At 59.0% G+C, this 24,979-nt stretch carries 20 protein-coding genes; 18 read left to right on the forward strand and 2 right to left on the reverse strand.

The window, feature by feature from the left end:
* Positions 1–200: 200 nt before the first annotated feature.
* The 15 genes from KL786_RS04640 to KL786_RS04710 all read left to right on the forward strand — a co-directional run bounded on the left by KL786_RS04640 (position 201) and on the right by KL786_RS04710 (position 14,848).
* Entirely contained in the window at positions 201–404 is a 204-nt protein-coding gene (locus KL786_RS04640; RefSeq protein ID WP_169897504.1) for a cold-shock protein, read from the forward strand.
* Positions 405–541: 137 nt separating this feature from the next.
* Positions 542–2,656, forward strand: coding sequence for a flagellar biosynthesis protein FlhA (flhA, locus tag KL786_RS04645; protein WP_252193609.1), 2,115 nt, complete (start codon positions 542–544; stop codon positions 2,654–2,656).
* Between the two features lie 11 nt (positions 2,657–2,667).
* On the forward strand, positions 2,668–3,984 hold the full coding sequence (gene flhF / locus KL786_RS04650) for a flagellar biosynthesis GTPase FlhF (RefSeq protein WP_029292553.1): 1,317 nt from the start codon (positions 2,668–2,670) through the stop codon (positions 3,982–3,984).
* A 100-nt stretch (positions 3,985–4,084) separates the two neighbouring features.
* Positions 4,085–4,918, forward strand: a complete 834-nt coding sequence (gene fleN, locus KL786_RS04655; protein WP_003192912.1) for a flagellar synthesis regulator FleN — start codon at positions 4,085–4,087, stop codon at positions 4,916–4,918.
* On the forward strand, positions 4,915–5,655 hold the full coding sequence (fliA, locus tag KL786_RS04660) for an RNA polymerase sigma factor FliA (RefSeq protein ID WP_029292560.1): 741 nt from the start codon (positions 4,915–4,917) through the stop codon (positions 5,653–5,655). Before fleN ends, fliA begins: the two co-directional genes overlap by 4 nt.
* Positions 5,656–5,823: 168 nt before the next feature.
* Positions 5,824–6,198 (forward strand): chemotaxis response regulator CheY, encoded by a 375-nt coding sequence (locus KL786_RS04665; RefSeq protein WP_162237637.1) that lies wholly within the window; start codon positions 5,824–5,826, stop codon positions 6,196–6,198.
* A gap of 18 nt (positions 6,199–6,216) precedes the next feature.
* Positions 6,217–7,005: a protein phosphatase CheZ gene (locus KL786_RS04670; RefSeq protein WP_104911848.1), complete on the forward strand. Its 789-nt coding sequence runs from the start codon at positions 6,217–6,219 to the stop codon at positions 7,003–7,005.
* Positions 7,006–7,017: 12 nt separating this feature from the next.
* The gene (locus KL786_RS04675) at positions 7,018–9,204 is read left to right on the forward strand and encodes a chemotaxis protein CheA (RefSeq protein ID WP_215516920.1); all 2,187 of its coding nucleotides are present in this window, start codon (positions 7,018–7,020) and stop codon (positions 9,202–9,204) included.
* Between the two features lie 49 nt (positions 9,205–9,253).
* On the forward strand, positions 9,254–10,375 hold the full coding sequence (locus KL786_RS04680) for a protein-glutamate methylesterase/protein-glutamine glutaminase (RefSeq protein WP_215516921.1): 1,122 nt from the start codon (positions 9,254–9,256) through the stop codon (positions 10,373–10,375).
* On the forward strand, positions 10,375–11,115 hold the full coding sequence (locus tag KL786_RS04685) for a flagellar motor protein (protein ID WP_029292570.1): 741 nt from the start codon (positions 10,375–10,377) through the stop codon (positions 11,113–11,115). The genes KL786_RS04680 and KL786_RS04685 overlap by 1 nt, the downstream gene beginning before the upstream one ends.
* Before the next feature lie 157 nt (positions 11,116–11,272).
* The gene (gene motD, locus KL786_RS04690) at positions 11,273–12,160 is read left to right on the forward strand and encodes a flagellar motor protein MotD (protein WP_032859070.1); all 888 of its coding nucleotides are present in this window, start codon (positions 11,273–11,275) and stop codon (positions 12,158–12,160) included.
* 51 nt (positions 12,161–12,211) lie between these two features.
* On the forward strand, positions 12,212–13,000 hold the full coding sequence (locus KL786_RS04695; RefSeq protein ID WP_032859072.1) for a ParA family protein: 789 nt from the start codon (positions 12,212–12,214) through the stop codon (positions 12,998–13,000).
* A gap of 84 nt (positions 13,001–13,084) precedes the next feature.
* Complete coding sequence (locus KL786_RS04700) at positions 13,085–13,897, forward strand: CheW domain-containing protein (protein WP_215516922.1); 813 nt, start codon at positions 13,085–13,087, stop codon at positions 13,895–13,897.
* A gap of 75 nt (positions 13,898–13,972) precedes the next feature.
* Complete coding sequence (locus KL786_RS04705) at positions 13,973–14,455, forward strand: chemotaxis protein CheW (RefSeq protein ID WP_032859076.1); 483 nt, start codon at positions 13,973–13,975, stop codon at positions 14,453–14,455.
* The gene (locus KL786_RS04710) at positions 14,456–14,848 is read left to right on the forward strand and encodes a DUF2802 domain-containing protein (protein WP_215516923.1); all 393 of its coding nucleotides are present in this window, start codon (positions 14,456–14,458) and stop codon (positions 14,846–14,848) included.
* 33 nt (positions 14,849–14,881) lie between these two features.
* On the opposite strand, the gene KL786_RS04715 is transcribed toward KL786_RS04710, so the two are convergent.
* Together KL786_RS04715 and KL786_RS04720 are read right to left on the reverse strand one after the other, a co-directional pair.
* A complete protein-coding gene (locus KL786_RS04715; RefSeq protein WP_215516924.1) occupies positions 14,882–16,408 on the reverse strand; it encodes a hypothetical protein in 1,527 nt (508 codons plus the stop codon).
* A 116-nt stretch (positions 16,409–16,524) separates the two neighbouring features.
* Positions 16,525–19,878 carry a calcium-binding protein gene (locus KL786_RS04720; protein ID WP_215516925.1) on the reverse strand — a complete coding sequence of 1,118 codons (3,354 nt, stop codon included), beginning with the start codon at positions 19,876–19,878 and terminating at the stop codon, positions 16,525–16,527.
* Positions 19,879–20,186: 308 nt separating this feature from the next.
* Here KL786_RS04720 and KL786_RS04725 point away from each other — a divergent pair, with 308 nt between their 5' ends.
* The 3 genes from KL786_RS04725 (at position 20,187) to KL786_RS04735 (ending at position 24,975) form a co-directional block, all read left to right on the forward strand.
* On the forward strand, positions 20,187–22,532 hold the full coding sequence (locus KL786_RS04725; protein WP_215516926.1) for a type VI secretion system Vgr family protein: 2,346 nt from the start codon (positions 20,187–20,189) through the stop codon (positions 22,530–22,532).
* 77 nt (positions 22,533–22,609) lie between these two features.
* Positions 22,610–23,398 carry a VRR-NUC domain-containing protein gene (locus tag KL786_RS04730; protein WP_252193605.1) on the forward strand — a complete coding sequence of 263 codons (789 nt, stop codon included), beginning with the start codon at positions 22,610–22,612 and terminating at the stop codon, positions 23,396–23,398.
* A gap of 2 nt (positions 23,399–23,400) precedes the next feature.
* Positions 23,401–24,975, forward strand: coding sequence for a type VI immunity family protein (locus KL786_RS04735; protein ID WP_215516928.1), 1,575 nt, complete (start codon positions 23,401–23,403; stop codon positions 24,973–24,975).
* Positions 24,976–24,979 lie beyond the last annotated feature (4 nt).

Genomic DNA, 24,979 nt, shown 5'->3' on the forward strand with positions numbered 1-24,979 from the left:
AGATGTGTATAAGAGACAGGCGATCAACTGTGGGAGCCGGGCTTGCCCGCGATGGCGTCCGAACAGGTAGCAAGCGCCCGATGCCCGGCCTAACATCGCTTGCCTCCCATGTCTACCTGTCAACTCTGACAGTAGCCACTGCCTCTGCTTCGCGGTTTGATAGCGCGCGGATGTTCAAGCAAGGATTCGGGAGAAGGGCAATGGCAACGGGCACTGTGAAGTGGTTCAACGAGTCAAAGGGCTTTGGCTTCATTAAACAGGATGATGGGGGAGAGGATCTGTTTGTTCACTTCTCGGCCATTCAAACCGAGGGATTCAAGGCGCTGACAGAGGGCCAAAAGGTGCAATATGCGGTTGTCCACGGCCCTAAAGGTATTCAGGCAGAAAACGTCCAGCCACTCTAGCGGCTAACAATAATCGTCCCCCGGTATGCCTCAAGCAAAAGTTGGAAGGCTTCTTGCACAAGCCCCTCCAAGTCGCCTCCTGGCGTCAAAGTTTTGCTTCAAGGCAACGAGGAATACCGGTGGTGGATCGCTCTCAAATGCTCAACAACGCCCGTGGCACCCTGACGGACCTCTCGCGAGGCAACCTGGGTGTGCCGTTGTTGCTGTTGGTCATGCTGGCAATGATGATGTTGCCAATGCCGCCGTTCCTGTTGGACGTGTTCTTCACCTTCAACATTGCCCTGTCCATTGTGGTGCTGCTGGTGTGCGTCTACGCGCTGCGGCCTTTGGATTTTGCGGTCTTCCCCACCATTTTGCTGGTTGCCACGCTGCTGCGCCTGGCCCTTAACGTGGCCTCCACGCGGGTGGTGATGCTCCACGGCCAGGACGGTCACGCCGCCGCCGGCAAGGTGATCCAGGCCTTTGGTGAGGTGGTGATCGGCGGCAACTACGTGGTCGGTATCGTGGTGTTCGCGATCCTGATGATCATCAACTTCGTGGTGGTGACCAAGGGCGCCGGGCGGATTTCCGAGGTGAGCGCACGGTTTACCCTCGACGCCATGCCCGGCAAGCAAATGGCGATCGACGCCGACCTTAACGCCGGTTTGATCGACCAGAACCAGGCCAAGGCCCGTCGTTCCGAAGTGGCCCAGGAGGCCGAGTTCTACGGCTCGATGGACGGTGCCAGCAAATTCGTGCGTGGCGACGCCATCGCCGGCCTGCTGATCCTGTTTATCAACCTGATCGGCGGCATGGCGGTCGGTATCTTCCAGCACGGCATGACTTTCGGCGATGCGGGCAAGGTGTACGCCTTGCTGACCATCGGTGACGGATTAGTGGCGCAATTGCCATCACTGTTGTTATCCACAGCTGCGGCGATCATGGTGACCCGTGCGTCCGGCTCCGAAGACATGGGCAAGCAGATCAACCGCCAGATGTTTTCCTCGCCCAAGGCCCTGGCCGTGGCGGCCGGCATCATGGCGATCATGGGCATTGTGCCGGGCATGCCGCACTTCTCGTTCCTGAGCATGGCCGCCCTGGCCGGCGGCGGCGCGTACCTGTTCTGGAAGAAGCAGAATGCGGTCAAGGTCCAGGCCTTGAAAGAGGTGGAGCGCCAGCAGGACTTGCTGCCGTCGCCGGCCCGCGCCCAGGAAACCAAGGAGTTGGGCTGGGATGACGTGACCCCGATCGACATGATCGGCCTGGAAGTCGGCTATCGCCTGATCCCGCTGGTCGACCGCAACCAGGGCGGCCAACTGCTGGCGCGGATCAAGGGTGTGCGCAAGAAGTTGTCCCAGGACCTGGGCTTCTTGATGCCCACCGTCCACATTCGCGACAACCTCGACCTGGCCCCCAGTGCCTACCGTCTGACGCTGATGGGCGTGACCCTGGCCGAAGCCGAGATCTACCCGGACCGCGAGTTGGCGATCAACCCGGGCCAGGTGTTTGGCACCCTGAGCGGCATAACCGCCAAAGATCCGGCTTTTGGCCTGGACGCGGTGTGGATCGAAGTCAGCCAGCGTAGCCAGGCGCAGTCCCTGGGTTACACCGTGGTGGATGCCAGCACGGTAGTCGCCACGCACCTCAACCAGATTCTGTACAAGCACTCTCACGAGCTGATTGGCCACGAAGAAGTCCAGCAACTCATGCAATTGCTGGCCAAGGCCTCGCCAAAGCTGGCCGAAGAGCTGGTGCCGGGCATCCTGTCGTTGTCGCAGTTGCTCAAGGTGTTGCAGGCACTGTTGGCCGAGCAGGTGCCGGTACGCGACATTCGCAGCATTGCCGAGGCCGTCGCCAACAATGCCGCCAAGAGTCAAGATACTGCCGCTCTGGTGGCTGCGGTGCGCGTCGGTTTGTCGCGTGCCATCGTCCAAAGCATTGTCGGGCTTGACTCCGAGCTGCCTGTCATCACCTTGGAACCAAGGTTGGAACAAATATTGCTCAATAGTATCCAGAAGGCAGGACAAGGCCAGGAAGAGGGCGTCCTGCTGGAGCCAAGCATGGCTGAAAAGCTGCAGCGTTCGTTGATCGATGCCGCACAGCGCCAGGAAATGCAGGGCCAACCGGTGATCCTGCTGGTGGCCGGCCCCGTCCGGGCGATGTTGTCGCGGTTTGGACGCCTGGCAGTACCGAATTTGCACGTATTGGCTTATCAGGAAATTCCTGACAACAAGCAAGTGACTATCGTCGCGACAGTAGGGCCCAACGGCTGAGGTAGTGGGTTATGCAAGTAAAGCGTTTTTTCGCCGCCGATATGCGTCAGGCCATGAAGCTGGTTCGTGATGAACTGGGCGCCGACGCGGCTATTATCGGTAACCGTCGCATTGCCGGCGGTGTCGAGCTGACGGCTGCCCTGGATTACAAACCCCAGGCCCTGGCGCCGCGCGTGCCGAACATGGAACTCGAAGACGAGTTGCGCAAGACCGCCTCGCGCATTGTCTCGGCCCAGGCCGAACTGAGCATGCGTGGCGACAGCGATGCGACCACCAACCGCCAATTGTTTGCCGGCCTGCCGCTGACTGCGGCCGAGCCATTGGTTGAGCCGACCTTCGTCGAGCCGCCGCGTCCTGCTGCGCCGGCGCCGGCTGCGGCGGTCGACCAGCGCGTGTTCGACTCGATGCGTTTTGAACTCAATGGCCTGCGCGAACTGTTGGAAGTGCAGTTGGGCTCACTGGCCTGGAACCAGTTGCAAGGCAGCAAGCCGCAACAGGCCAACCTCTGGCGTCGCCTGCAGCGCATCGGCCTGTCCGGCCCGTTGTCGCGCGACCTGCTGGAGCTGACCACCGGTATCGAAGAACCTCGCCAGGCCTGGCGCATGCTGCTGGCCCACTTGGCGCGGATGATTCAGACCCCGGAAATCGAACCCCTTGAAGAAGGTGGCGTGATTGCCATGGTCGGCCCTGCCGGCATGGGCAAGACCACCACCCTGGCCAAATTGGCCGCCCGTTATGTACTCAAGTACGGCGCGCACAATATTGCGCTGGTGAGCATGGACAGCTACCGCATCGGTGCCCAGGAGCAGCTCAAGACTTTGGGCCGGATCCTCAATGTGCCGGTGACCCATGTCGACCCGGGCCAGTCCCTGGCCAACGCCCTCGACCCGCTGCTGCGCAAACGCGTGGTGCTGATCGATACCGCCGGCCTGCAAGCCAGCGACCCGGCGTTGCGCATGCAACTGGAAAGCCTGGCCGGACGCGGGATCAAGTCAAAAAATTACCTGGTACTTGCAACAACCAGCCAAAAACAGGTTCTGACTGCTGCGTACCACAGCTACAAGCGTTGCGGGCTGGCCGGTTGCATCCTGACTAAGCTGGATGAAACCGCAAGCCTGGGCGAAGTGTTGAGCCTTGCCATCAGCCATGAATTACCGGTCGCCTACCTGACCGACGGGCCGCGGATCCCGGATGACTTGCATCTGCCGCGCCGTCATCAACTGGTCAGCCGTGCAGTCAGTGTGCAAATGCAGGACGAACCCAGTGAAGAGGCGATGGCGGACATGTTCGCCGACCTCTATCACAACCCAGCCAAGCGGGTCGGCTGAAGGCAACATGAAACACAGTGCAATGTACCTACATCGATGGTCTGCTACCGCGGCCACCCTATGTAGCCTGCGGCTAAGCAAGACAAGGTAAAGAAAGAACATGGGCAGCATGCATCCCGTACAGGTGATCGCGGTGACCGGCGGCAAAGGTGGCGTCGGGAAAACTAACGTGTCAGTGAATTTGTCCCTGGCCCTGGCAGAGCTTGGCCGCCGTGTCATGCTGCTGGATGCCGACCTGGGACTGGCGAACGTTGACGTTCTGCTGGGACTGACCCCCAAACATACCCTGGCCGATGTCATTGAGGGCCGCTGTGAGCTGCGCGATGTGCTGTTGCAGGGGCCTGGGGGGATTCGCATCGTCCCGGCCGCCTCCGGCACCCAGAGCATGGTGCATCTGAGCCCGGCGCAGCATGCCGGCCTGATCCAGGCCTTCAGTGATATCGGCGACAACCTCGACGTGCTGGTGATCGACACCGCCGCCGGGATCGGCGAGTCCGTGGTCAGCTTCGTGCGCGCCGCGCAGGAAGTGTTGCTGGTGGTCTGCGACGAACCCACCTCGATCACCGACGCCTACGCCCTGATCAAGCTGCTCAACCGCGACTACGGCATGAACCGCTTCCGCGTGCTGGCCAACATGGCCCAGAGTCCACAGGAAGGGCGCAACCTGTTCGCCAAGTTGACCAAGGTCACGGATCGCTTCCTCGATGTCGCCTTACAATACGTCGGCGCAGTTCCCTATGACGAGTGTGTGCGCAAGGCTGTGCAAAAGCAGCGTGCAGTCTATGAAGCGTTCCCTCGTTCGAAATGCGCGTTGGCGTTCAAGGCAATTGCTCAGAAGGTCGATACCTGGCCACTGCCCGCCAATCCCCGGGGGCATCTGGAGTTTTTCGTCGAGCGATTGGTGCATCAGACGAGTGCGGGACCGGTGCTATGACAGCCAGCGGCTACAACCTTTACAAAAAATCAGCGCGTGACAGCCAGGGCGAATTGATCGAGCGCTATGCGCCTCTGGTCAAGCGCATTGCCTACCACCTGCTGGCACGCCTGCCCGCCAGTGTCCAGGTCGAAGACCTGATCCAGGCGGGGATGATCGGCCTGCTCGAAGTGTCGACCAAGTACGACGCGAGCAAGGGTGCGAGTTTCGAGACGTATGCGGGTATCCGTATCCGTGGCGCGATGCTCGATGAAGTGCGTAAAGGTGATTGGGCGCCGCGTTCGGTTCACCGCAATACCCGGATGGTGAGTGACGCAATTCGCTCAATTGAAGCAAAAACCGGTCGCGACGCTAAAGATCACGAAGTTGCGGCCGAACTCCAATTGAGTCTCGACGATTACTACGGGATTTTGAACGATACCTTGGGCAGCCGCCTGTTCAGTTTCGACGACCTGCTACAGGACGGCGAACATGAAGGGCTGCACGAGGACGGCGCGAGTGCTCACCAGGAGCCTTCACGCGACCTGGAAGATGAACGCTTCCAGGGCGCCCTGGCAGAGGCGATTGCCAATCTGCCGGAACGTGAGCGACTGGTGTTGGCGCTGTACTACGACGAAGAGCTGAACCTCAAGGAAATCGGTGAGGTCCTGGGGGTCAGCGAATCGCGGGTCAGTCAGCTCCATAGCCAATGCGCGGCCCGCTTGCGGGGGCGTTTGGGCGAGTGGCGAGCGCGCTGACAGGCAGTGTGGGGACAGTGCGAGCGATAACCGCCAGGGCGCAAGCCAGGCGGGAGCGACCTGTGGTGTGCCCTAGCAGTCCTTTTTGTGTAATGCCTGTTGAATGATATGGCGCGCCCAGGTGCTGGACGCGTTTAAGACTGCTTGGAGGTCGAATTGGACAAGAACATGAAAATCCTCATCGTTGATGACTTCTCAACGATGCGGCGGATCATAAAAAACCTGTTGCGTGACCTTGGGTTCACTAACACGGTCGAGGCGGATGACGGCATTACGGCGATTCCGATCCTCAACAGCGGGAGCATCGACTTTCTGGTAACCGACTGGAACATGCCTGGCATGACCGGTATCGATCTGCTGCGCCATGTGCGCGCCGATGAAAAACTGCGCAATCTTCCGGTGTTGATGGTGACCGCCGAAGCCAAGCGTGAACAGATCATCGAAGCCGCCCAGGCCGGGGTCAACGGCTACGTGGTCAAGCCATTCACTGCATTGGCCTTGAAAGAGAAGATTGAAAAAATCTTCGAACGCATCGGTCATTGATGCTGCCACGGGGGAGCTATGGAGCATAAAGAATCATCGCAGGCCGACTTTGAGTCGACCCTGAAAAAACATGCTCACCAACTCGTCGAAAGCCTGGAAAAAGGCCAGTTCGGCGACGCAGTGCAGTTGATCCATGAGCTCAACCAGACCCGCGACCGCGGCCTGTACCAGGAAGTGGGCAAGCTCACCCGTGAGTTGCACAGTGCGATCGTCAATTTCCAGATCGACCCGCACATGCCCCAGGCCGAGGAAATCTCGCAGATCACTGATGCCACCGAACGCCTGTCCTATGTGGTCAGGCTGACTGAGGCGGCAGCCAATCGCACCATGGACCTGGTGGAAAACGCCACGCCTCTGGTGAACGGCATGGCCAATGAGGCCAAGGCGTTGAGTGCTGACTGGGGGCGCTTCATGCGTCGCGAAGTGGGCGCAGAAGAATTTCGTGACCTGGCGCGTCGGGTCGAAGGTTTTCTGTCACGCAGCGAGCAGGAAAACCGTACGGTTTCCAGCAACCTCAATGACATTCTGCTGGCCCAGGATTACCAGGACCTCACCGGTCAGGTGATCAAGCGTGTGACCCTGCTGGTCACTGAAGTGGAAAGCAACTTGCTCAAGCTGGTGCTGATGGCTGGCCAGGTCGATCGTTTTGCCGGCATCGAACATGACCGCGAAGCGATCCTCTCGGAAAAAGATCCACAAAAACACCTCGCCAAGGGTGAAGGTCCGCAGATTCATGCCGATAAACGTGAAGACGTTATGTCAGGTCAAGATGACGTAGACGATTTGCTGTCCAGTTTAGGCTTCTAAGGAGCACGCAATATGAGCTTCGGCGCCGATGAAGAAATCCTTCAGGATTTCCTTGTAGAGGCCGGCGAAATTCTAGAGCAGTTGTCCGAGCAACTGGTCGAGCTGGAAAGCCGACCGGATGATGCGAACCTGCTCAATGCAATTTTTCGCGGTTTTCACACTGTAAAAGGGGGCGCCGGCTTCCTCCAGCTCCATGAGCTGGTGGAGTGCTGCCACATCGCCGAAAACGTGTTCGACATCCTGCGCAAGGGTGAGCGGCACGTTGATTCGGAACTGATGGACGTGATCCTCGAAGCCCTGGACGCGGTCAACGGCATGTTCAATGAAGTGCGTGAACGCGCACCGATTACCGCCGCCACCCCGGAGCTGCTGGCCGCCCTGGCGCGCCTGGCAGAGCCTGCTGCCCTGAATACTGCCCCGGTGGTTGAAGCCGCGCCTGAACCGGTGGTCGAGCCTGACGTCACCGACAGCGAATTCGAACAACTGCTGGACTCCCTCAATGCCGTCAAGGCGCAGGCAGAAGCACCGGCAACGGCTGCACCGGCCATGGTGCCGACCAGCGAAGACATTACAGATGCCGAGTTCGAGTCGTTGCTCGATCAGTTGCACGGCAAGGGCCAGTTCGCCCCGGACGCTGTGGCGGCAACGCCAGCGGCTGTGGAGCCTGCCCAGCCGGTCAGCACCGACATCACCGATGACGAATTTGAAGCACTGCTGGATCAGTTGCATGGCAAGGGCTCGTTTGCTGCCGATGCATTGCCGGCAGTTGCGGCGGCTGCCCCGCCTGCTGCTGCCGCCCCTGCGGCGGATGGCCTGATTACCGATCACGAATTCGAATCCCTGCTGGACGAGTTGCACGGCAAGGGTAAGTTCTCTGAAGTGGCACCTGCTGCAGCGGCCACCGCCACTGCTGCCGTCGCCAAGCCGGCAGCGGTGGCAGCCAAGGCTGCTGCGCCTGCACCAGCCCGCGCCGCTGCACCGGCCCCGGCCCGTGCGCCAGCGGCTGCCGACAAAGCCCCGGCCAGTGAAGCCGAAACCACCGTGCGGGTTGATACCGCGCGCCTGGACGACATCATGAACATGGTCGGCGAACTGGTGCTGGTGCGTAACCGCCTGGTGCGCCTGGGCCTGAACAGCGGCGACGAAGCCATGCAAAAGGCCGTGTCGAACCTCGACGTGGTCACGGCCGACCTGCAGACCGCGGTGATGAAGACGCGCATGCAGCCGATCAAGAAGGTCTTCGGGCGCTTCCCGCGCCTGGTCCGTGACTTGGCCCGGCAGTTGAAAAAAGAGATCGCTCTGGAACTGGTGGGTGAAGAAACCGACCTCGACAAAAACCTCGTCGAGGCCCTGGCCGACCCGCTGGTCCACTTGGTGCGCAACGCGGTCGACCACGGTGTGGAAACCCCGGAAGAGCGCGAAGCCAGCGGCAAACCGCGCCTGGGCAAAGTGATCCTGGCGGCCGAACAGGAAGGCGACCATATCCTGCTGTCGATCACCGATGACGGCAAAGGCATGGACTCCAACATCCTGCGCGGCATCGCGGTCAAGCGCGGCGTCATGGACAAGGACGCCGCCGACCGCCTGACCGACACCGAGTGCTACAACCTGATCTTCGCCCCGGGCTTCTCGACCAAGACCGAGATTTCCGACGTGTCCGGCCGTGGCGTGGGCATGGATGTGGTGAAGACCAAGATCAGCCAGCTCAATGGCTCGATCAATATCTATTCGACCAAGGGCCAGGGCTCGAAGATCGTCATCAAGGTGCCGTTGACCCTGGCGATCATGCCGACCCTGATGGTGATGCTGGGCAACCAGGCGTTCGCCTTCCCGCTGGTCAACGTCAACGAAATCTTCCACCTCGACCTGTCGCGCACCAACGTGGTCGACGGCCAGGAAGTGGTGATCGTGCGCGACAAGGCGTTGCCACTGTTCTACCTCAAGCGTTGGCTGGTGGCGTCCGCCGCTCATGAAGAGCAGCGCGAAGGCCACGTGGTGATCCTGTCCGTGGGCACCCAGCGTATCGGCTTTGTCGTCGATCAACTGGTTGGCCAGGAAGAAGTGGTCATCAAGCCATTGGGCAAGATGCTGCAAGGAACGCCAGGCATGTCGGGTGCGACCATTACCGGTGACGGTCGGATCGCGCTGATTCTCGATGTTCCGAGCATGCTCAAGCGTTACGCCGCGCGGCGTATTTGATTCGGCCCGGGCAGGGCGGTTGTCCCTCGCCCTGCCTAACGGAGTGGTTATGGTAGTCAAGGTTCTGGTGGTGGACGATTCGGGTTTTTTCCGCCGCCGCGTCTCGGAAATTCTTTCAGCGGATTCCAACATCCAGGTGGTCGGTACGGCCACCAACGGCAAAGAGGCGATTGATCAGGCCCTGGCATTGAAGCCGGACGTGATCACCATGGACTACGAGATGCCGATGATGGATGGCATCACCGCGGTGCGCCACATCATGCAGCGCTGCCCGACCCCGGTCTTGATGTTCTCGTCGCTGACCCACGAAGGCGCCCGGGTGACCCTCGATGCGCTGGACGCTGGCGCCGTGGACTTTTTGCCAAAGAATTTCGAAGACATCTCGCGCAACCCGGAGAAGGTCAAGCAGATGCTCTGCGAGAAGGTGCACAGCATCTCGCGCAGCAATCGCAGCAGCTTCCGTGCCCCGGTGGCTCCCGCCCCGGTAGTGGCACCTGCACCGACCAGCAGCAGTTTCGGGCGTCCGGCACCGGCCCCAGTGGCACGGCCTGCCGTGGCCCCGGCGCGTACAGCGGCGCCGAGCCCAGCGTCGCCTGCGCCCAAGCGCAAGGCCTACAAACTGGTGGCGATCGGTACTTCCACCGGCGGCCCGGTAGCCTTGCAGCGCGTCTTGACCCAGTTGCCGGCCAACTTCCCGGCGCCCATCGTGCTGGTCCAGCACATGCCCGCGGCCTTCACCAAGGCCTTTGCCGAGCGGTTGGACAAGCTGTGCCGGATCAGCGTCAAGGAAGCCGAAGACGGCGATATCCTGCGCCCGGGTCTTGCGTTGCTGGCCCCGGGTGGCAAGCAAATGATGGTCGATGGTCGCGGCGCGGTGAAAATCCTGCCGGGCGACGAGCGCCTGAACTACAAACCGTGCGTGGATATCACCTTCGGTTCGGCGGCCAAGTCCTACGGCGACAAAGTTCTGGCGGTGGTCCTCACCGGCATGGGCGCCGATGGCCGCGAAGGCGCGCGCCTGCTCAAGCAGGGCGGTAGCTCGATCTGGGCCCAGGACGAAGCCAGTTGCGTGATCTATGGCATGCCCATGGCCATCGTCAAGGCTGACCTGGCCGACGCGGTCTACAGCCTGGATGACATCGGCAAGCACCTGGTGGAGGCCTGTCACTGATGGATGTGTTGAGCCTGGTTGGGATACTCCTGGCGTTTGTCGCCATCATTGGCGGCAACTACCTGGAAGGCGGCCATTTGGGCGCCCTGGCCAATGGTCCGGCGGCGCTGATCGTGATCGGCGGCACCGTCGGCGCGGCGTTGTTGCAGTCGCCCTTGAGCTCGTTCAAGCGCGCGATGCAGATCCTGGTGTGGATCATTTTTCCGCCGCGCGTGGACTTGGCCGGCGGCATCGACCGCGTGGTCAACTGGAGCCTCACCGCGCGCAAGGAAGGCCTGCTGGGCCTGGAAGGCGTGGCCGATGCCGAGCCCGACAGCTACGCGCGCAAAGGCCTGCAACTGCTGGTCGATGGCGCTGAGCCGGAAGCCATCCGCAGCATCCTTGAAGTGGACTTCTACACCCAGGAAAGCCGCGATATCAACGCGGCCAAAGTCTTTGAAAGCATGGGTGGCTACGCGCCGACCATCGGCATCATCGGTGCGGTCATGGGCCTGATCCACGTAATGGGCAACCTGGCCGACCCCTCGCAACTGGGCAGCGGTATTGCCGTGGCATTTGTCGCGACCATCTACGGCGTGGCCAGTGCCAACCTGTTGCTGCTGCCGATTGCCAGCAAACTCAAATCCATTGCCATGCGCCAGTCCCGTTACCGGGAAATGCTCCTGGAGGGCATCCTGTCGATTGCCGAGGGTGAGAACCCGCGTTCCATCGAATTGAAGCTCCAGGGCTTCATGGATTGATGGGCATGAGCATGCGCCTCCCTCTCCCTGTAGGAGCGAGCTTGCTCGCGAAAAACCCGAGAGCGCTGCGTTTAACCTGCAGGCCCGCGTTATCGTTCGCGATTTTCGCGAGCAAGCTCGCTCCTACAGTTGATGTGTGTTGCGAGGGGTATTGCCTGTGAGCCGTCGCCGCCGCGAGCCTGAAGAGCACGTCAACCATGAACGCTGGCTGGTGTCCTACGCCGACTTCATCACCCTGCTGTTCGCGTTTTTCGTGGTGATGTACTCCATTTCCTCGATCAATGAAGGCAAATACAAGGTCATCTCTGAAGCCCTGGTCGGCGTATTCACCGACTCGGACCGGGCCCTCAAGCCGATTCCCATTGGCGATGAGCGGCCCAAGACCACGACCCCGGCCAAACCCCTGGTCAAGGACAGTGAAGAGACCGACGCCGGCATCAGTGGCGGCAGCGACCCGCTCAAGAGCATCGCCGACGATATCAGCGCGGCATTTGGCGACCTGATCAGCTCCAACCAGATGACCATTCGTGGCAACGAGTTGTGGGTGGAGATCGAGCTCAACTCCAGCCTGCTGTTCGCCAGCGCCGATGCCTTGCCCAGTGATATTGCCTTCAGCATCATCGACAAGGTGGCGGCCATTTTGAAACCCTTCGACAACCCGATCCATGTCGAAGGCTTTACCGATGACCAGCCGATCCATACTGCGCAATTCCCCACCAACTGGGAACTGTCGTCGGCGCGTTCGGCGAGCATCGTGCGTATGTTGGCGATGCAGGGCGTAAACCCTGGGCGCCTGGCGTCGGTGGGGTATGGTGAATTCCAGCCGGTGGCCAATAATGCGACGGCCGAAGGCCGCGCGCGCAACCGCCGGGTGGTCTTGGTGGTGTCGCGTAACCTGGATGTGCGCCGCAGCCTGACCGCGACGGGTGCGGCCAATGCACAACCTGATGCAGCAATGAAGCGGGCTGGCACACAAACTGCACCGATGCCCGTAAAGCCGCCGGAACGCGGGAGTGCCGTCAATTCTCCGTCACCGGCTCTATAACCTCGTGCTATTTCTCGGTCGAGCCAGCGCCCACCGGAAGGAACAATCCGAATGAGAGTCTGGGCAGTTGCCAATCAAAAAGGTGGGGTCGGCAAGACCACCACCTCCATCGCCTTAGCCGGCTTGCTGGCCGAGGCGGGCAAGCGCGTGGTCATTGTCGACCTGGATCCCCACGGCTCGATGACCAGCTATTTCGGCTATGACCCCGATGCGCTGGAGCACAGCTGCTTCGACCTGTTCCTGCACAAGGGCAGCGTCCCCCAAGGCTTGCCCGGGCAACTGTTGTTGCCCACCAGCAACGACAAGATTTCGCTGTTGCCCTCCAGCACCGCGCTGGCCACCCTTGAGCGCCAGTCGCCGGGGCAGAGCGGCCTGGGCCTGGTGATCGCCAAGAGCCTGGCGCAATTGTGGCAGGACTTTGACTACGCAATCATCGACAGCCCGCCATTGCTCGGCGTGCTGATGGTCAATGCCCTGGCGGCCAGCCAGCAACTGGTGATCCCGGTACAGACCGAGCACCTGGCGGTCAAGGGCCTGGAGCGCATGGTTAGCACCCTGACCATGATCAACCGCTCGCGCAAGCAGGCGTTGCCGTTCAGTATCGTGCCGACCCTGTTCGACCGCCGCACCCAGGCCTCCCTCGGCACCTTGCGGGTACTGCGTGACGCCTACCCTGAGACCATCTGGCAAGGCTATATCCCGGTGGATACGCGCCTGCGAGACGCCAGTCGCGCAGGCCTCACGCCTTCGCAGTTCGACGGCAAAAGCCGTGGCGTCCTGGCTTACCGGGCCTTGCTCAAGCATCTGCTGGCCCAACAACTTGTGGCACAGGTGGCGTGAGATGAGCACACATTCAAGTCCACGGGGCATCGCGCCGATAACCTTTGAATACACGGTTAACGGGGCTTGCGCGTGGGCATACAGATGAACCGTCCTGTCGATATCAAGAGCCGCCCGCAGCTGGCGTTGCAATCCTACCTGGACGCGCTGCTGCAGGATGCCACCGAGGAAGAACTGCCCGAACCGATCCTGGTGCTGGACGAAGTCGAACCGCTGCCTGTTCTTGAGCCTGAGACCCAGCTGGATGAGTTTCAATTGGCGGTCCTGCAAGAGCAGGCCCGCGATGCGGTGGTGATGCCTGTTGTGGTTGCGGTCGAAGTCCCGGCCCTGGAGGCGCCTGCGCCCCTGGTCCTGGTGCCGCCCGTGGCCGAGGTGCATCGCCCGCCAAGCATTACACCGCCTCCGGTGGAGACGGATGGCCGGCCGTCCTGGGCCGCCGAGCCGTTTGAATGCCTGCTGTTCGACGTTGCCGGGCTGACGCTGGCGGTGCCGCTGGTGTGCCTGGGCTCGATCTACTCCCTGGAAGGCCAGGAATTGACACCGTTGTTCGGCCAGCCGGAGTGGTTCCTCGGGATCCTGCCAAGCCAGGCCGGCAACCTCAAGGTGCTGGACACCGCGCGTTGGGTGATGCCCGACCGCTACCGCGATGATTTCCGCCAGGGCCTGCAATACGTGATTTCGGTGCAGGGCTACGAATGGGGGCTGGCGGTGCATCAGGTCAGCCGTTCGTTGCGCCTGGACCCCAACGAAATCAAATGGCGCAGCCACCGGGGCCAGCGGCCATGGCTGGCGGGCACGGTGATTGAACATATGTGCGCGCTGCTGGATGTCGCCGAATTGGCGGAGCTGATTGCCAGCGGCGCGGTAAAGGATCTGCCAGGTAACAAACGTACTTGATAAAAGACGCAGCGCCACGGCGCTGCCCAAGAAGAACACACGCCGTGCTCAACGGTATTTGAAGGGGTCAGGGGTATGAACAAGTCAGCGTCCGCACAGGGTTTGGATGATCCGATTCTGCAATGGGTGACCTTCAAGCTGGACAACGAGTCCTACGGCATCAACGTGATGCGCGTGCAGGAAGTATTGCGCTACACCGAGATCGCCCCGGTACCGGGTGCGCCGAGCTATGTACTGGGCATCATCAACCTGCGCGGCAACGTGGTGACGGTGATCGACACCCGCCAGCGCTTTGGCCTGATGCCGACTGAAGTCAACGACAACACCCGTATCGTCATCATCGAGGCCGACAAGCAAGTGGTCGGGATCATGGTCGACAGCGTCGCCGAAGTGGTTTACCTGCGTCAGTCGGAAGTCGAGACTGCGCCGAATGTCGGCAACGAAGAGTCGGCCAAGTTCATCCAGGGCGTGTGCAACAAGAACGGCGAACTGCTGATTCTGGTTGAGCTGGACAAGATGATGAGCGAAGAAGAGTGGTCGGACCTGGAGAACATCTGATTGATGCTTGAGGCAGCGGTAATCGTCCTGGCCCTGCTGTGGGTCGGGACTCTGGTGGTGTTGCTGCGCCATATGCGCCAGCAACGCGAATTGGCGCTGCAGCAGGCCGAGCGCGATGCCGTGCGCGACCAGCGCCTGCGCGAGATGGCCAAGCGCGTCGACAACTACCAGCAAAGCGCCGTGCGGGTAGGGGAGGACGTGCATGAACTGCGCGCCATCCTCGCCCCGATGCCCGACAAATTGTCGGCGCTGGAACAGCGCGACCCGGCCAACCTGTCCTTTGCCCAGGCGGCCAAGCTGGTAGGCATGGGCGCCACGGTGGACGAACTGACCCAATCCTGCGGCCTGACCCAGGCTGAGGCGCAGTTGATGAGCAAGTTGCACAAAAGCTGAGCCCCTGCAAAGCTCAATCGGGAGGTTGTGCCGTCAACCTCCTGCTTCGCTCATGTCGGCCTTGAACATCAGCATTTCTCCATTCTGGTTGGTGGCCCCCACCAGTTGAACCAGCCGTCCACGGGACTTTGCATCACGCACGGCCTGCCCTGCGGGTGTGTTCAACGCTTCTGGATGGCTCAGCACATGATCAATCCAGCCGTCACTTAGTTGGTAGGGATATGGCGTGATGGATAATTGCACCTTGCCGGAGGATGTCGGGCTTTCGCCGGTAATATGTTTGACCTCCATCAAGTAAGTAATATCGTCGGTGCCGTGGAAGACCAGATCAAAGCCATTCTGGCCATTGGCGTACTTTCCCCCCTCAAGCACGACGTAGCCCCCGTCCTTGATCATGAGTTCATACATTTTTTCGTTCAGTTGGCCGCGTTGCAGGTTATTGGCTGTCTGGCGCCTATCCAGTTGCTGCCATTGGTTGAAAACGGATATTTCGACATCTGTTCTGACGCGCGTTTCAGGGATAAAGAGGCTGGATTTTTTAAGTGCGTCAATATTGAACGAACCACCCTCACTGCACTTGAAACTGTGTATGCCCTGGAACGGATCAAAGTACGGTGCGCCCACAGGAATACGCCCATGTTCTGAAGTTCCTTTGAACACACCCAATAAATATCGGTAGGGATAGCCGTGTTTCCAGATGGATGCATCAATCATTTTGTCGCGTTGGCGAACCGGCGCCGACATGATAGTTGGGTCGCTAAAGCCAATGATCTGGCGCGCGTAGGTTCTGACCAATCGATACACTGATTTGTCTTGCTCCAGTATGGACAGTGAATCCAGGGTCATTGGATGGGTGTCGCTCTGGCGTTTTGACAGGCGTGCGTAGTGGATGACTTCCCCGATGTTCGGCAAGTCGAGCATGGGGATCCAGGACGTCTGGCCACTGGCCTCGATGTATACGTCCCTGAGCACTGGGCTACCGACTTCAGGGAGCAGTTTGTAGGTGCCCAGGTTGTCGTCTAACACCACTCGGCACCATTTGTCATCCGCATTTAAGTATTTGGATTGTGGAGTGTTATTGGTCGCATCGGTTATTTCATATAGACCGTCTTTGGCGATTTTCCCGCATTGCTGCCGCGTGCCGTCGGGGTTTGTCCGATACAGGGTCGCACGCCTGTCGGACAAGGATCGGACATAGTCGTGAGGTCCTATGGAAAACATTTCCTCTCCTGGCGCCAGCGCTGGTGGATTGGGCCTGACGCTGGCCGGTACGCTATAAGGGTTAATACTCCAGGTGCTGTCTGGATAGCCGGGAAGTGGTTGTGCCGAGGGCGTTTGATGACCCTGGAAGTGGTTGACCAGTAGCGTGTTGGTGGCGGGAACGCTAGGCGTGTAGTTTGGCAGGTCTTGCAGGGTCGGATGGGGTGCGGAGGTGCCGGCGGCACCTCGTCTCACCCATGGCGGTGAGTTGATGGCTGCGGTGGGGGGGCTGGTGGGCGACAGTGGTGGCCTGCTTCCAGGCGACGCAGGCTGACGTGAAGATGATGGGTTTTGACGCATGGATGTTCTCCGTTATTGAAGTACCCCGTGCCTTGTCTTGGTGTGGACTTTTTGGAATGCAGCAAACAGGTACACGCAACCTATCAAGGGTCATGGGGTGGAATAAAAAGGGGGGCTTAAATAGCAGGTAGAAGTTGCAGTTCGGACGTGTTCAGCGGGCGGGTGCTGTCCTTGGATAAGGTCCATCCATCATCCTGAACGTCATAATAAACACGCTCTTGTGGGTGCTGCTGGGCAGTCAACCCGTTAATCAATATATGTGACGCCACCTGCGGACTGTTTTGTCTGAGTTTGCGCAGTTCAAGGTGGATATTTTCGATGGACTTATGGGCAAGAGCATTCATTTCATACAAAAAAGCATTCGTTTGGTCATGGCTGATTTCATACTTATGACCAGAAGTCGCGTAAATAATGATTCTGTCGGGTTTGCCCGTGGTTGAGGTTGCCTTGGGTAATACTATTTTTATTGTGCCGACGCAGACGGTTTGTTCATTGACGGTGATTTCCGGAGACTGGCTAGGATCCTTTATGTTGAATATCCAGGTAGAGGGCTGTGCCTGGTCCGGATACTGTGGCGATAAATAGAGCGTCGTTCTGCTTTCTGGAAATACCTCATAACTTGAGCCTTTGCCCTTTAAACAATAAATACCACCGCCCGAAAACGCCGGTAGTCGGATTGTTTGCGGGGTTGACTTGCAATGAATGCTTTTTGAAACCTGTGGTCTGACAAAAGCGAACTTTCCTGTTCGAAATTGCAGATGCGCCTGACCGTCGTGGAGCTTGTGGCCAGGGTACGACCGGTCGCTGAGGGTAAAGACGCAAGGTGCCGTGATGTTGCAGGATTCACCATCAGCCATGACCAGTAGCAAGCGACACTGGGTGATGATGGGCGCGGTCATGATGCTGCTTCCCGCCGTCCTGGGCCGGCCTTTTTCAAGGGCGTAGTCGACGAGCATCAGTCTTTTTCCGCCTTTGAAGGTAATGCTGAGTTTGAAGTGGTTATAGGTCAGCAGGTCAAAGTGGCCACTGCGGCTTTTCGTGACTTGATAGGAGTAAGTGACACTGTCGATGTGTTCCTTTGGGTAGTCGACATACAGCGTGCAAGTAGCATCATCCGATGCCGAGATGAACCGTAGCGTTGTGTGCATTGTGTCGCGAGGAATAAACAAGTTGGACTCGCCATCTGCAGACAGCGCGTATTCGCGGTTGTTGATGACAGCCTGGAGCGTTTTCTCGGGGCCGCGGGCAATGATTTGTACCGTTACGCTGTGATTCTCCGAACCCAGCAGTTCTATAGGGAGTATAGGAAAGAGCACGTAGCCATCCTGGGTCAGGAACACCAGTTTGTTGTTTTTCAGCACACGATTACCGGCGATTGTCTCGTAGACGTTCATGATGATGACTTGTTGCTCGGCCAGGTCGCCATCGGCATCACTCAATGCGGATATCACCAGGGTGTTCTCGTGAATGCTCCAGCTCTGGAGACGTTCAAAGGGCCATGCCATTTCCACGTGACTGAGGTCTTCGCCATCTTCATCGATGCGGACTACGCCGATGCCGTTGGCTATCAGGTAGCGGTCCTTGCCGGCTCCACCGTTGACGCGTGCCCCGCTCCCGGCGATCACCAGGGTGTTATCCGCGGGGCCGGCGTTGATGGTGTCTTGACCCATCGAGACGATTTGTTTGGTGTCGAGCGCGCCTGTGACACGGCTGGAAGCGCCTGCGAGGGTTTGCACCTGTTCGATCGAGGACAATGTGGCCGTGAGCTGCGGATAGAGGTCTGTAGGGCTGCGGTGCAGCTCGACACGCTGACGCTCCAGGTCAATGGTATAGCCCGCGCCGGGTGCGCCACCGGGATGATTGCCGACAAACCTGAGAGTATCGGTACCGTCTTCTCCCTGGAGTGAGCTCAGGTTCTGGCGTGGATTAATGCCATCAAGGGTGCCGTCCGGCACTGCGAAAATGAACTCATCGTTTTCCTTGCCTCCTGTCAGGTACTTGCGCCCCTGGCCGTAATGGAAAAAATTGGGTTTGTCTGGCAGACCGGTGACAAGGTCTTCCCCACCGCCCAATCTCCAGGCGATTCCTTTTGTGGGCCCCTGAGTGCCTGGCACGTAGCCCGGAAGATTTTCGATGGGGAATGCAGCGGCGTTGATCACGTCGTCCTCATCGTCGATCACCGGCTGGTCTATCAGGGTGTACGGCAGCTCTTCCTCACTCCAGCTTATCTTCCAGGATTTTACCGGGCGCAGAGTGACGTTGAACTTGCCGTTTACAATGCTTTCGACATTGTCCTTCAATGTGCTTTCAAGCCATTTGCGAGCCTGAGCTTCCAATTGATCGGCATGACTGCTTGCGGTTCTAGCGATCAGGTATCGATTCATGACATCTGTATCCAGAGGAAGTCTCCAGAACACCAGCCACCCTGAACGCAGGCGCTCATGAATACTGAGTTCAATGTAGTCATCGATATCGTCAATCGTGCGGACGGCCCTGTAGATTTCGGCACCGATCACCAACAGGATGGCAGCCACGATGCCCAATGGGCCGGCAAGGCTAAAACCCGCCAGTGCGGCAGCCCCCAGGCCTACCGTCAAACCGATGCTGACCAAGTCAAAGCCGGCGCTGACGTAATGGTCCATGGCCTCCTTGCCTTGTGCGTTGGCGGCAGCCTTAAACGAGTTTATGGCGCTGTAGATATCAAACGGCAATGTCAGCGCGCTGCCGATAGGCCCTGCGCTGCGTTTCAGCAATTTACCGGCGCGAGAGACGGAGAAGCCTTTGAACAGGTTCGCGCTGTTTTTGAGCATGGCCTGCCCGGTTCTGGCCAGGCTCAGTTCCAGGGCCTGTGCAGTGAACTCAGCGGCCAGGTTGCTGATGCCAATGATGGCTGCTGACTTGTCACCTTCCTTGATCGCCCCGGCAATTGCGACGATTGCGCTGTAGTAACCGTAGGCCTGGAGGCCATTGCCTGTGGTTTCCATACTTCGGCTCAACGGGGCATTGACCCAGTTGAAGTTGCCGCCAGTTGAGCGCGAAGTCTCCGGATTGAAGTGCTGCACCCGATCCAACAGGCCGTTGAGCTTGTTCATCAGCGTGACCGAGGATGGATCGCCGATTCCCTCGATCAACGCAGGCGCCGAGACCGAGCGCAATGAGGCAAGGTCGAACAATAGGCAGGGTGGGTTTAGATCGGCAGGCAAATCAGGCGTCCTGAAAGCCTGCTCGACATCGGCGCTGGAGAAGCGCACGCCGTCAATAAAGACTTGATCGACATCCGTCCCGCTCACATCACTTGCGCTGAGCGCCCGGCCATCAAGGCGTGCACCCATTCGCGCAAGTGCCACCCGGCTGACGGTCAGGTCGCCGATGGCCAGGGGGCCCATGCGGCGATCCAGGTCGGCCAACTGCCTTGTGGTGGGTGTTACCTCGTCACGCGAGGGGGGTGTTTCGTTATCTGTGGTTGTCATGGCTATACCTTCTGGCATAAACGTCTGGTGACGTTTTGGCCATGTTGGAATAGCGCTTATCCTTCGTGGAGGTACCTATTTATTTATCAGTGGGTAAGCCAGCTGTGTGCAACTTATGGGATATTTCCGACAGCTCATCAACGTCCGAAATGTCGGATGCCTCTTGATTGTCGCCACTCTATTGAGGCGTCAAATCACGCCTGCTTAGAGTGGCTCGCGCAACGAAGCGGTCAAGACGTTGCAACCCCACAAACCCAAGACGCTTCATGCGTGAACGACTGCAAACCACCGATTGACAAGGAATCCCGATGCCGGGCCAAAGCGACCTGCGCTACACCTTCGAACCCTTGAAGGGTGATGCCTTCGACGTAGTATCGTTCAAGTTCGAAGAAGGCTTGTCTCAACCCTTCAAGCTGGAACTGAAACTGGCCAGCCATAACGCAGCCATCGACTTCAATCGTGTGCTGGATTTGACGGGGCTGTTCACGATTTGGCGCGGTGAAACACCTGTGCGCTACGTTCACGGCCTGGTCAGCCTGTTCACCCAAGGCGATACCGGCTTTCGCCGTACCCGCTACAGTGCCGTGGTCGAACCGACGCTGGCGCGCTTCGAACTGCGCTCCAACTGGCGCATCTTCCAGGGCCAGAGCGTGCCCAATATCATCCTTGAAGTCCTCAAGGATCAGCGCCTGACCGATGTTAAAACCTACCTCTGCTTCGACCATCAGCCCCGCGAATACTGCGTACAGGCCGGTGAAACTGACCTCAACTTCATCGCCCGCCTGGCCGCCGAAGAGGGCCTGCTCTACACCTTCGAACACCGCGCCGACGGCCACACCCTGGTCCTCACCGACCGCGTTGGCGGGCTGGGCACCATTGGCACCCACACCAATTGCCCGGTGATCTACCAGCCCATGGGTGGTGGCGACGCCATGGAACCGGCGTTGACCCGCTTCCACTACACCGAACAAGTACGTACTGCGCGCCAGGTACAGCGCGACTATACCTTCACCCACCCGCGCTACAACCAGCAGCACACCGCCACCGGCGACCAGGACCTGAACAACCAGCACAAGGACTACGAGCGCTACGACTATCCCGGGCGCTACAAACGGGATATCGCTGGCAAGCCCTTCACCAAGACCCGCTTGGCGGCGCTGCGCAACGACGCCAAGCTGGCCCATGTGGAAGGCGACGATGAGCGCCTGCAACCGGGGTTGGCCTTCGACCTCAACGAGCATCCCCGTGAGGACTTCAATGATCGTTGGCGCACCGTCGCCATCAAGCACGAAGGCAAGCAGCACACCAGTTTGCAGGAAGAAGCGTTCGGCAGTGACCACGGTACTTCTTACTTTCTGGAAGCCACTGCCATCCGCTGGACCTCAGACTGGAAAGCCCCCCTGCGTGCCAAACCCTGCATCGACGGCCCGCAGATCGCCACCGTAGTCGGCCCGCCGGGGGAAGAGATCTATTGCGATGAATGGGGCCGGGTCAAGGTGCAGTTTCCGTGGGATCGCGCTGACAAAAACAACGATCAGAGTTCGTGCTGGATTCGTGTCGCTCAAGGCTGGGCGGGTGCGACCTGGGGCGCCATGGCCGTGCCGCGAGTCGGTCAGGAACTGATTATTGGCTATTTAGACGGTGATCCTGACCAGCCCATCGCCACGGGCCGCACCTTCCGCGAGACCAATCTGCCGCCGTATGAACTGCCCAAACATAAGACGCGGATGACCATCAAGAGCCAAACCCATAAGGGTACAGGCTTCAATGAGCTGCGCTTTGAGGATGAGCTGGGGCACCAGGAGGTATTTATACATGCCGAGAAAGACAAGAACGTTCATATCAAGCACAACAACACGACGTTTGTGGGTAATGACCGCAGTGAAAAAGTTGGGCATGACGAGAGCATTGAAATTGGCCATGACCGCAATGAGCGGGTAGGCAACGATGAGCGAATTGGGGTGGTACAGGATCGCTTTCAGACGCTGGGCCGCGACCACCGGACCACCATTGGCAGGGACCGTGTCGAGGTGGTGGGCAACAACCGATACGACACAGTCGCCGCCGACCATGACATCCGCATCGGCGGGAGTGTTGAGCACTGTGTAAAGAGTCACTACCGGCTGGCTACCGGAGAAGGCATTGCGCAGAAAACCACGGTGTTTGAAGTTGATGCAGGCCAACGAATCGTTTTGAAGGCGCCCGGAGGCAGCATAACGATTGATAGCGATGGGATTACCCTTGATGGGCTGACCATAAAAATCCAAGGACCGGTGACCGCCGATGGGATGAGCACCGGCAATCCATTCGCAAGCCTGCAGCGTTCGCCGGCTCCTCCTGCTGGCGACTTCCTGGGGCGCTATACGCTGCTCAAGAGCGATCAACGCGCCTTCTCTGGTTATCGGTATCGCATCACCGATGGCACTGCCGTACTCGCCGAGGGCCTGACTCACTCATCGGGCGAAACCGACTGGGCAATGACCCAAACGACCCGCGCCGTGCAAGCCCATAAAGCAATTGTGCGTGAGGATCAGCGTGTCACCGAAACCTGGCGACCCAGCGTTGCCCTCATTGAAGAACAAGCCGTGGCTCACGATGACGCCGGGCTTTTTCCAGATGATTTTCTTGATCAATACATGGGAGACCTTGACTGATGCCCGCCCCAGCCGCCGCTGCCATTCTTGCAGGTGCATACCGTGCTTATCGTGTGTATCAGGCCCATGAGTCCGCCATGAGCGCCGCCGACTTGGCGCGGCTCGCCAGTGAAATCGCTGAACGCAAGCGCAGTATCAAGCACGTCTTGCAGCAGGCCATTGAAGCGCTGACCCGTGAAATCGAGATCAAGAGTTCAACGTTTGCCGTGGTGGACCGGGGTGGCAATAGCACCGTTTCGCGGCGCGGCAATGAAAACGTGACCTTTAAGGAATACATCGAACGCAAGGTGCCGTTTCGCCCGGCCATCAGCCAGGTGTGCAACGTCGCGTTGCAGATGCCAATCAAGGTTCCGCGCCGTCTGCGCAAGGCCGTCGCGGGTGACAGTGTCACGACCACCATTGAGGTGGCGCTCAAGCAAACCACCGCTTCGTTGCTGTTTGAGGCGATCGACGAAGTGTTGGAGTGGCGCAGCCCGCTCAAGGCTGAGCCCAACTACAACCGTAACAGCGCAAAAGCCTTGCTGGGGGAGCCTGAAACGCGGCCGAAGCGGTTTGGCAAAGTGTTTCCGTTCTGGCCGCGGCCCTGGGAAAGCCTGGCTCCGGATTTGGTGGTGGTTGAGTACCGGCAGGAGGCGTTTGAAACGGACAATGTGTTTGCGGCGATTGAAATAAAGTTTCCGGGGGATTGGGTAAAAGACAAACAAATGATGAGTTATGTGGAACTCATGACGCCGAAAACAGGTGTCAATCGGGACAAGATCGGCAAAGAAAAAGTAGCACTGCTGCGGGTGCCGGAGGATTGCACCGGCTTTGACGTAGATGAAAAGAAAGCGCCGCAAAACCAACAAACGAGGAAGAAAAACTAATTATGAGTACTACTCATCAGATGTTTACCGCCGAAGAGCGAGACCTATTTGCCGAGTTGTTGAAGGAGTGGCCTAATTCAGAGTCAGGCACTGAAGAGTCGTCACAGGGCGTCAGCCCTTTCATCAGTTTTTATTTTCCCCCAGGCCCGGATAACCATGAAGAAGTAGCACTGCTGATGGTGGATATTCACGAAGCCTTTGAGCAATTACTTGGAAAGCCCTACACCATTGGGACCCACCCGATTTCAGAGCGTCCACATCCTTACGGCTCATCACGGTTGCCGGATCTACACGACCAAGCCAGGAAAGCCTCTCGCTCCGAGCACTTTGTTTTCAAATTCACCGATGAAAAAAAACATGCGTCATCCCCGACGACGGCGGGTTATTTCTGGCGAACATGGTTCATAAGAGATGAAAGTAGGAGAACCGCCTATTCCTCAATCATGTTTTATTACCGTTGGCAATGGTGGTTGGACAACCGCGAAGCATGGCGCCGCTTTGTGCTCAAGACCATTGACCTGCTCAAGGCGCATCAGGTCTACAGCGGCTTTGCCATGGCCAATCCGCTTGAGTTCGGCACACGATCCGCGATCACGACCTGGGAGCGGGCGTTGGCTCCCAGCTTCTATGGCCTGGATATTGACTTCCCTTTTGGCATGCAGAGCGAACTGCGCAACGGTATCCGCCCCCCCACCTGGGCCTTCCTGCTCGCCGACCATTGGCGCGAAAAACTTGACCTCACCCGCGAGCAAGTACGCGCAGCACTGGCCCATCCTCGCATCAGCATCACCGAATTACACAGCGGCCAATGGATCGAACTGGGCGAACAACCCGAGTTGTACCCGGTCGAACAAGGCGTGCCCGAATTGCCTATGCTTTTGAATAAATTAATCAAGCCAATCCGTTTCGACTACTTAGATTTACTCGGCTTCGGCCAATGGGACGGCGACCCCAACGAACGGTTCACCGACGCTGACAGCCGTCGCTGGATGGCTCGTTTCGACCCTGACAGCGATTGGCCGACTCCGGCAACACGCTTGATAAAACCGCCAGTGACCCCGGCACAGACCTCCAACAACACGACGCCGTTAAGCGTTGTGATGGGCATGGCGTGTACTCAAACCGGCTGGTGGCTCGTCCCCGGTCAGGCGTACTCCCGACGTGCTTTCAAGCAGGGCGATATCCTGCCGGCCTTCGCCAGCGATTCAGGCGACGACAGAGTGTTTTGGCAGCGTGACCTCGATCAAACACCATCCGCTTTCGCCAACAGCTATGAACCGGCACCGCGCGCAGGCCGCAGGGAAATGGAGCGCGATCGTTGTGTAGATTGTGAAGTCAAGTTGAACGAACGGCTCCCCCTCCATCAAGGCCAGGTCGTTCGCTGGCTCTGGGCCGTGAGCGGTCTGCACGCGCACAGTGGCGAACCTTGTCCTTATCACGGGCTGTGGGTTTGCGAGTACAAGCCCAGGACGCTGCAATTGTTTGAAGATGAAGCTCAGATGCCTTGGATTGATGGGGAGAAGGTTGTCTGGCTTTGGTTGGGGACGGTAGGTCACTTCTTTTATGAGGAGCCGTGACGCC

This window comes from Pseudomonas sp. TAE6080, from assembly GCF_018732265.1.
Taxonomy (GTDB): domain Bacteria; phylum Pseudomonadota; class Gammaproteobacteria; order Pseudomonadales; family Pseudomonadaceae; genus Aquipseudomonas; species Aquipseudomonas brenneri.

Bases quoted from the DNA above. Each gene is read 5' to 3' on its own strand.
- KL786_RS04640 (WP_169897504.1), top strand. From the start codon at position 201: ATGGCAACGGGCACTGTGAAGTGGTTCAACGAGTCAAAGGGCTTTGGC.
- flhA (WP_252193609.1), top strand. From the start codon at position 542: ATGCTCAACAACGCCCGTGGCACCCTGACGGACCTCTCGCGAGGCAAC.
- flhF (WP_029292553.1), top strand. From the start codon at position 2,668: ATGCAAGTAAAGCGTTTTTTCGCCGCCGATATGCGTCAGGCCATGAAG.
- fleN (WP_003192912.1), top strand. From the start codon at position 4,085: ATGGGCAGCATGCATCCCGTACAGGTGATCGCGGTGACCGGCGGCAAA.
- fliA (WP_029292560.1), top strand. From the start codon at position 4,915: ATGACAGCCAGCGGCTACAACCTTTACAAAAAATCAGCGCGTGACAGC.
- KL786_RS04665 (WP_162237637.1), top strand. From the start codon at position 5,824: ATGAAAATCCTCATCGTTGATGACTTCTCAACGATGCGGCGGATCATA.
- KL786_RS04670 (WP_104911848.1), top strand. From the start codon at position 6,217: ATGGAGCATAAAGAATCATCGCAGGCCGACTTTGAGTCGACCCTGAAA.
- KL786_RS04675 (WP_215516920.1), top strand. From the start codon at position 7,018: ATGAGCTTCGGCGCCGATGAAGAAATCCTTCAGGATTTCCTTGTAGAG.
- KL786_RS04680 (WP_215516921.1), top strand. From the start codon at position 9,254: ATGGTAGTCAAGGTTCTGGTGGTGGACGATTCGGGTTTTTTCCGCCGC.
- KL786_RS04685 (WP_029292570.1), top strand. From the start codon at position 10,375: ATGGATGTGTTGAGCCTGGTTGGGATACTCCTGGCGTTTGTCGCCATC.
- KL786_RS04695 (WP_032859072.1), top strand. From the start codon at position 12,212: ATGAGAGTCTGGGCAGTTGCCAATCAAAAAGGTGGGGTCGGCAAGACC.
- KL786_RS04700 (WP_215516922.1), top strand. From the start codon at position 13,085: ATGAACCGTCCTGTCGATATCAAGAGCCGCCCGCAGCTGGCGTTGCAA.
- KL786_RS04705 (WP_032859076.1), top strand. From the start codon at position 13,973: ATGAACAAGTCAGCGTCCGCACAGGGTTTGGATGATCCGATTCTGCAA.
- KL786_RS04715 (WP_215516924.1), bottom strand. From the start codon at position 16,408: ATGCGTCAAAACCCATCATCTTCACGTCAGCCTGCGTCGCCTGGAAGC.
- KL786_RS04720 (WP_215516925.1), bottom strand. From the start codon at position 19,878: ATGACAACCACAGATAACGAAACACCCCCCTCGCGTGACGAGGTAACA.
- KL786_RS04725 (WP_215516926.1), top strand. From the start codon at position 20,187: ATGCCGGGCCAAAGCGACCTGCGCTACACCTTCGAACCCTTGAAGGGT.
- KL786_RS04730 (WP_252193605.1), top strand. From the start codon at position 22,610: ATGAGCGCCGCCGACTTGGCGCGGCTCGCCAGTGAAATCGCTGAACGC.
- KL786_RS04735 (WP_215516928.1), top strand. From the start codon at position 23,401: ATGAGTACTACTCATCAGATGTTTACCGCCGAAGAGCGAGACCTATTT.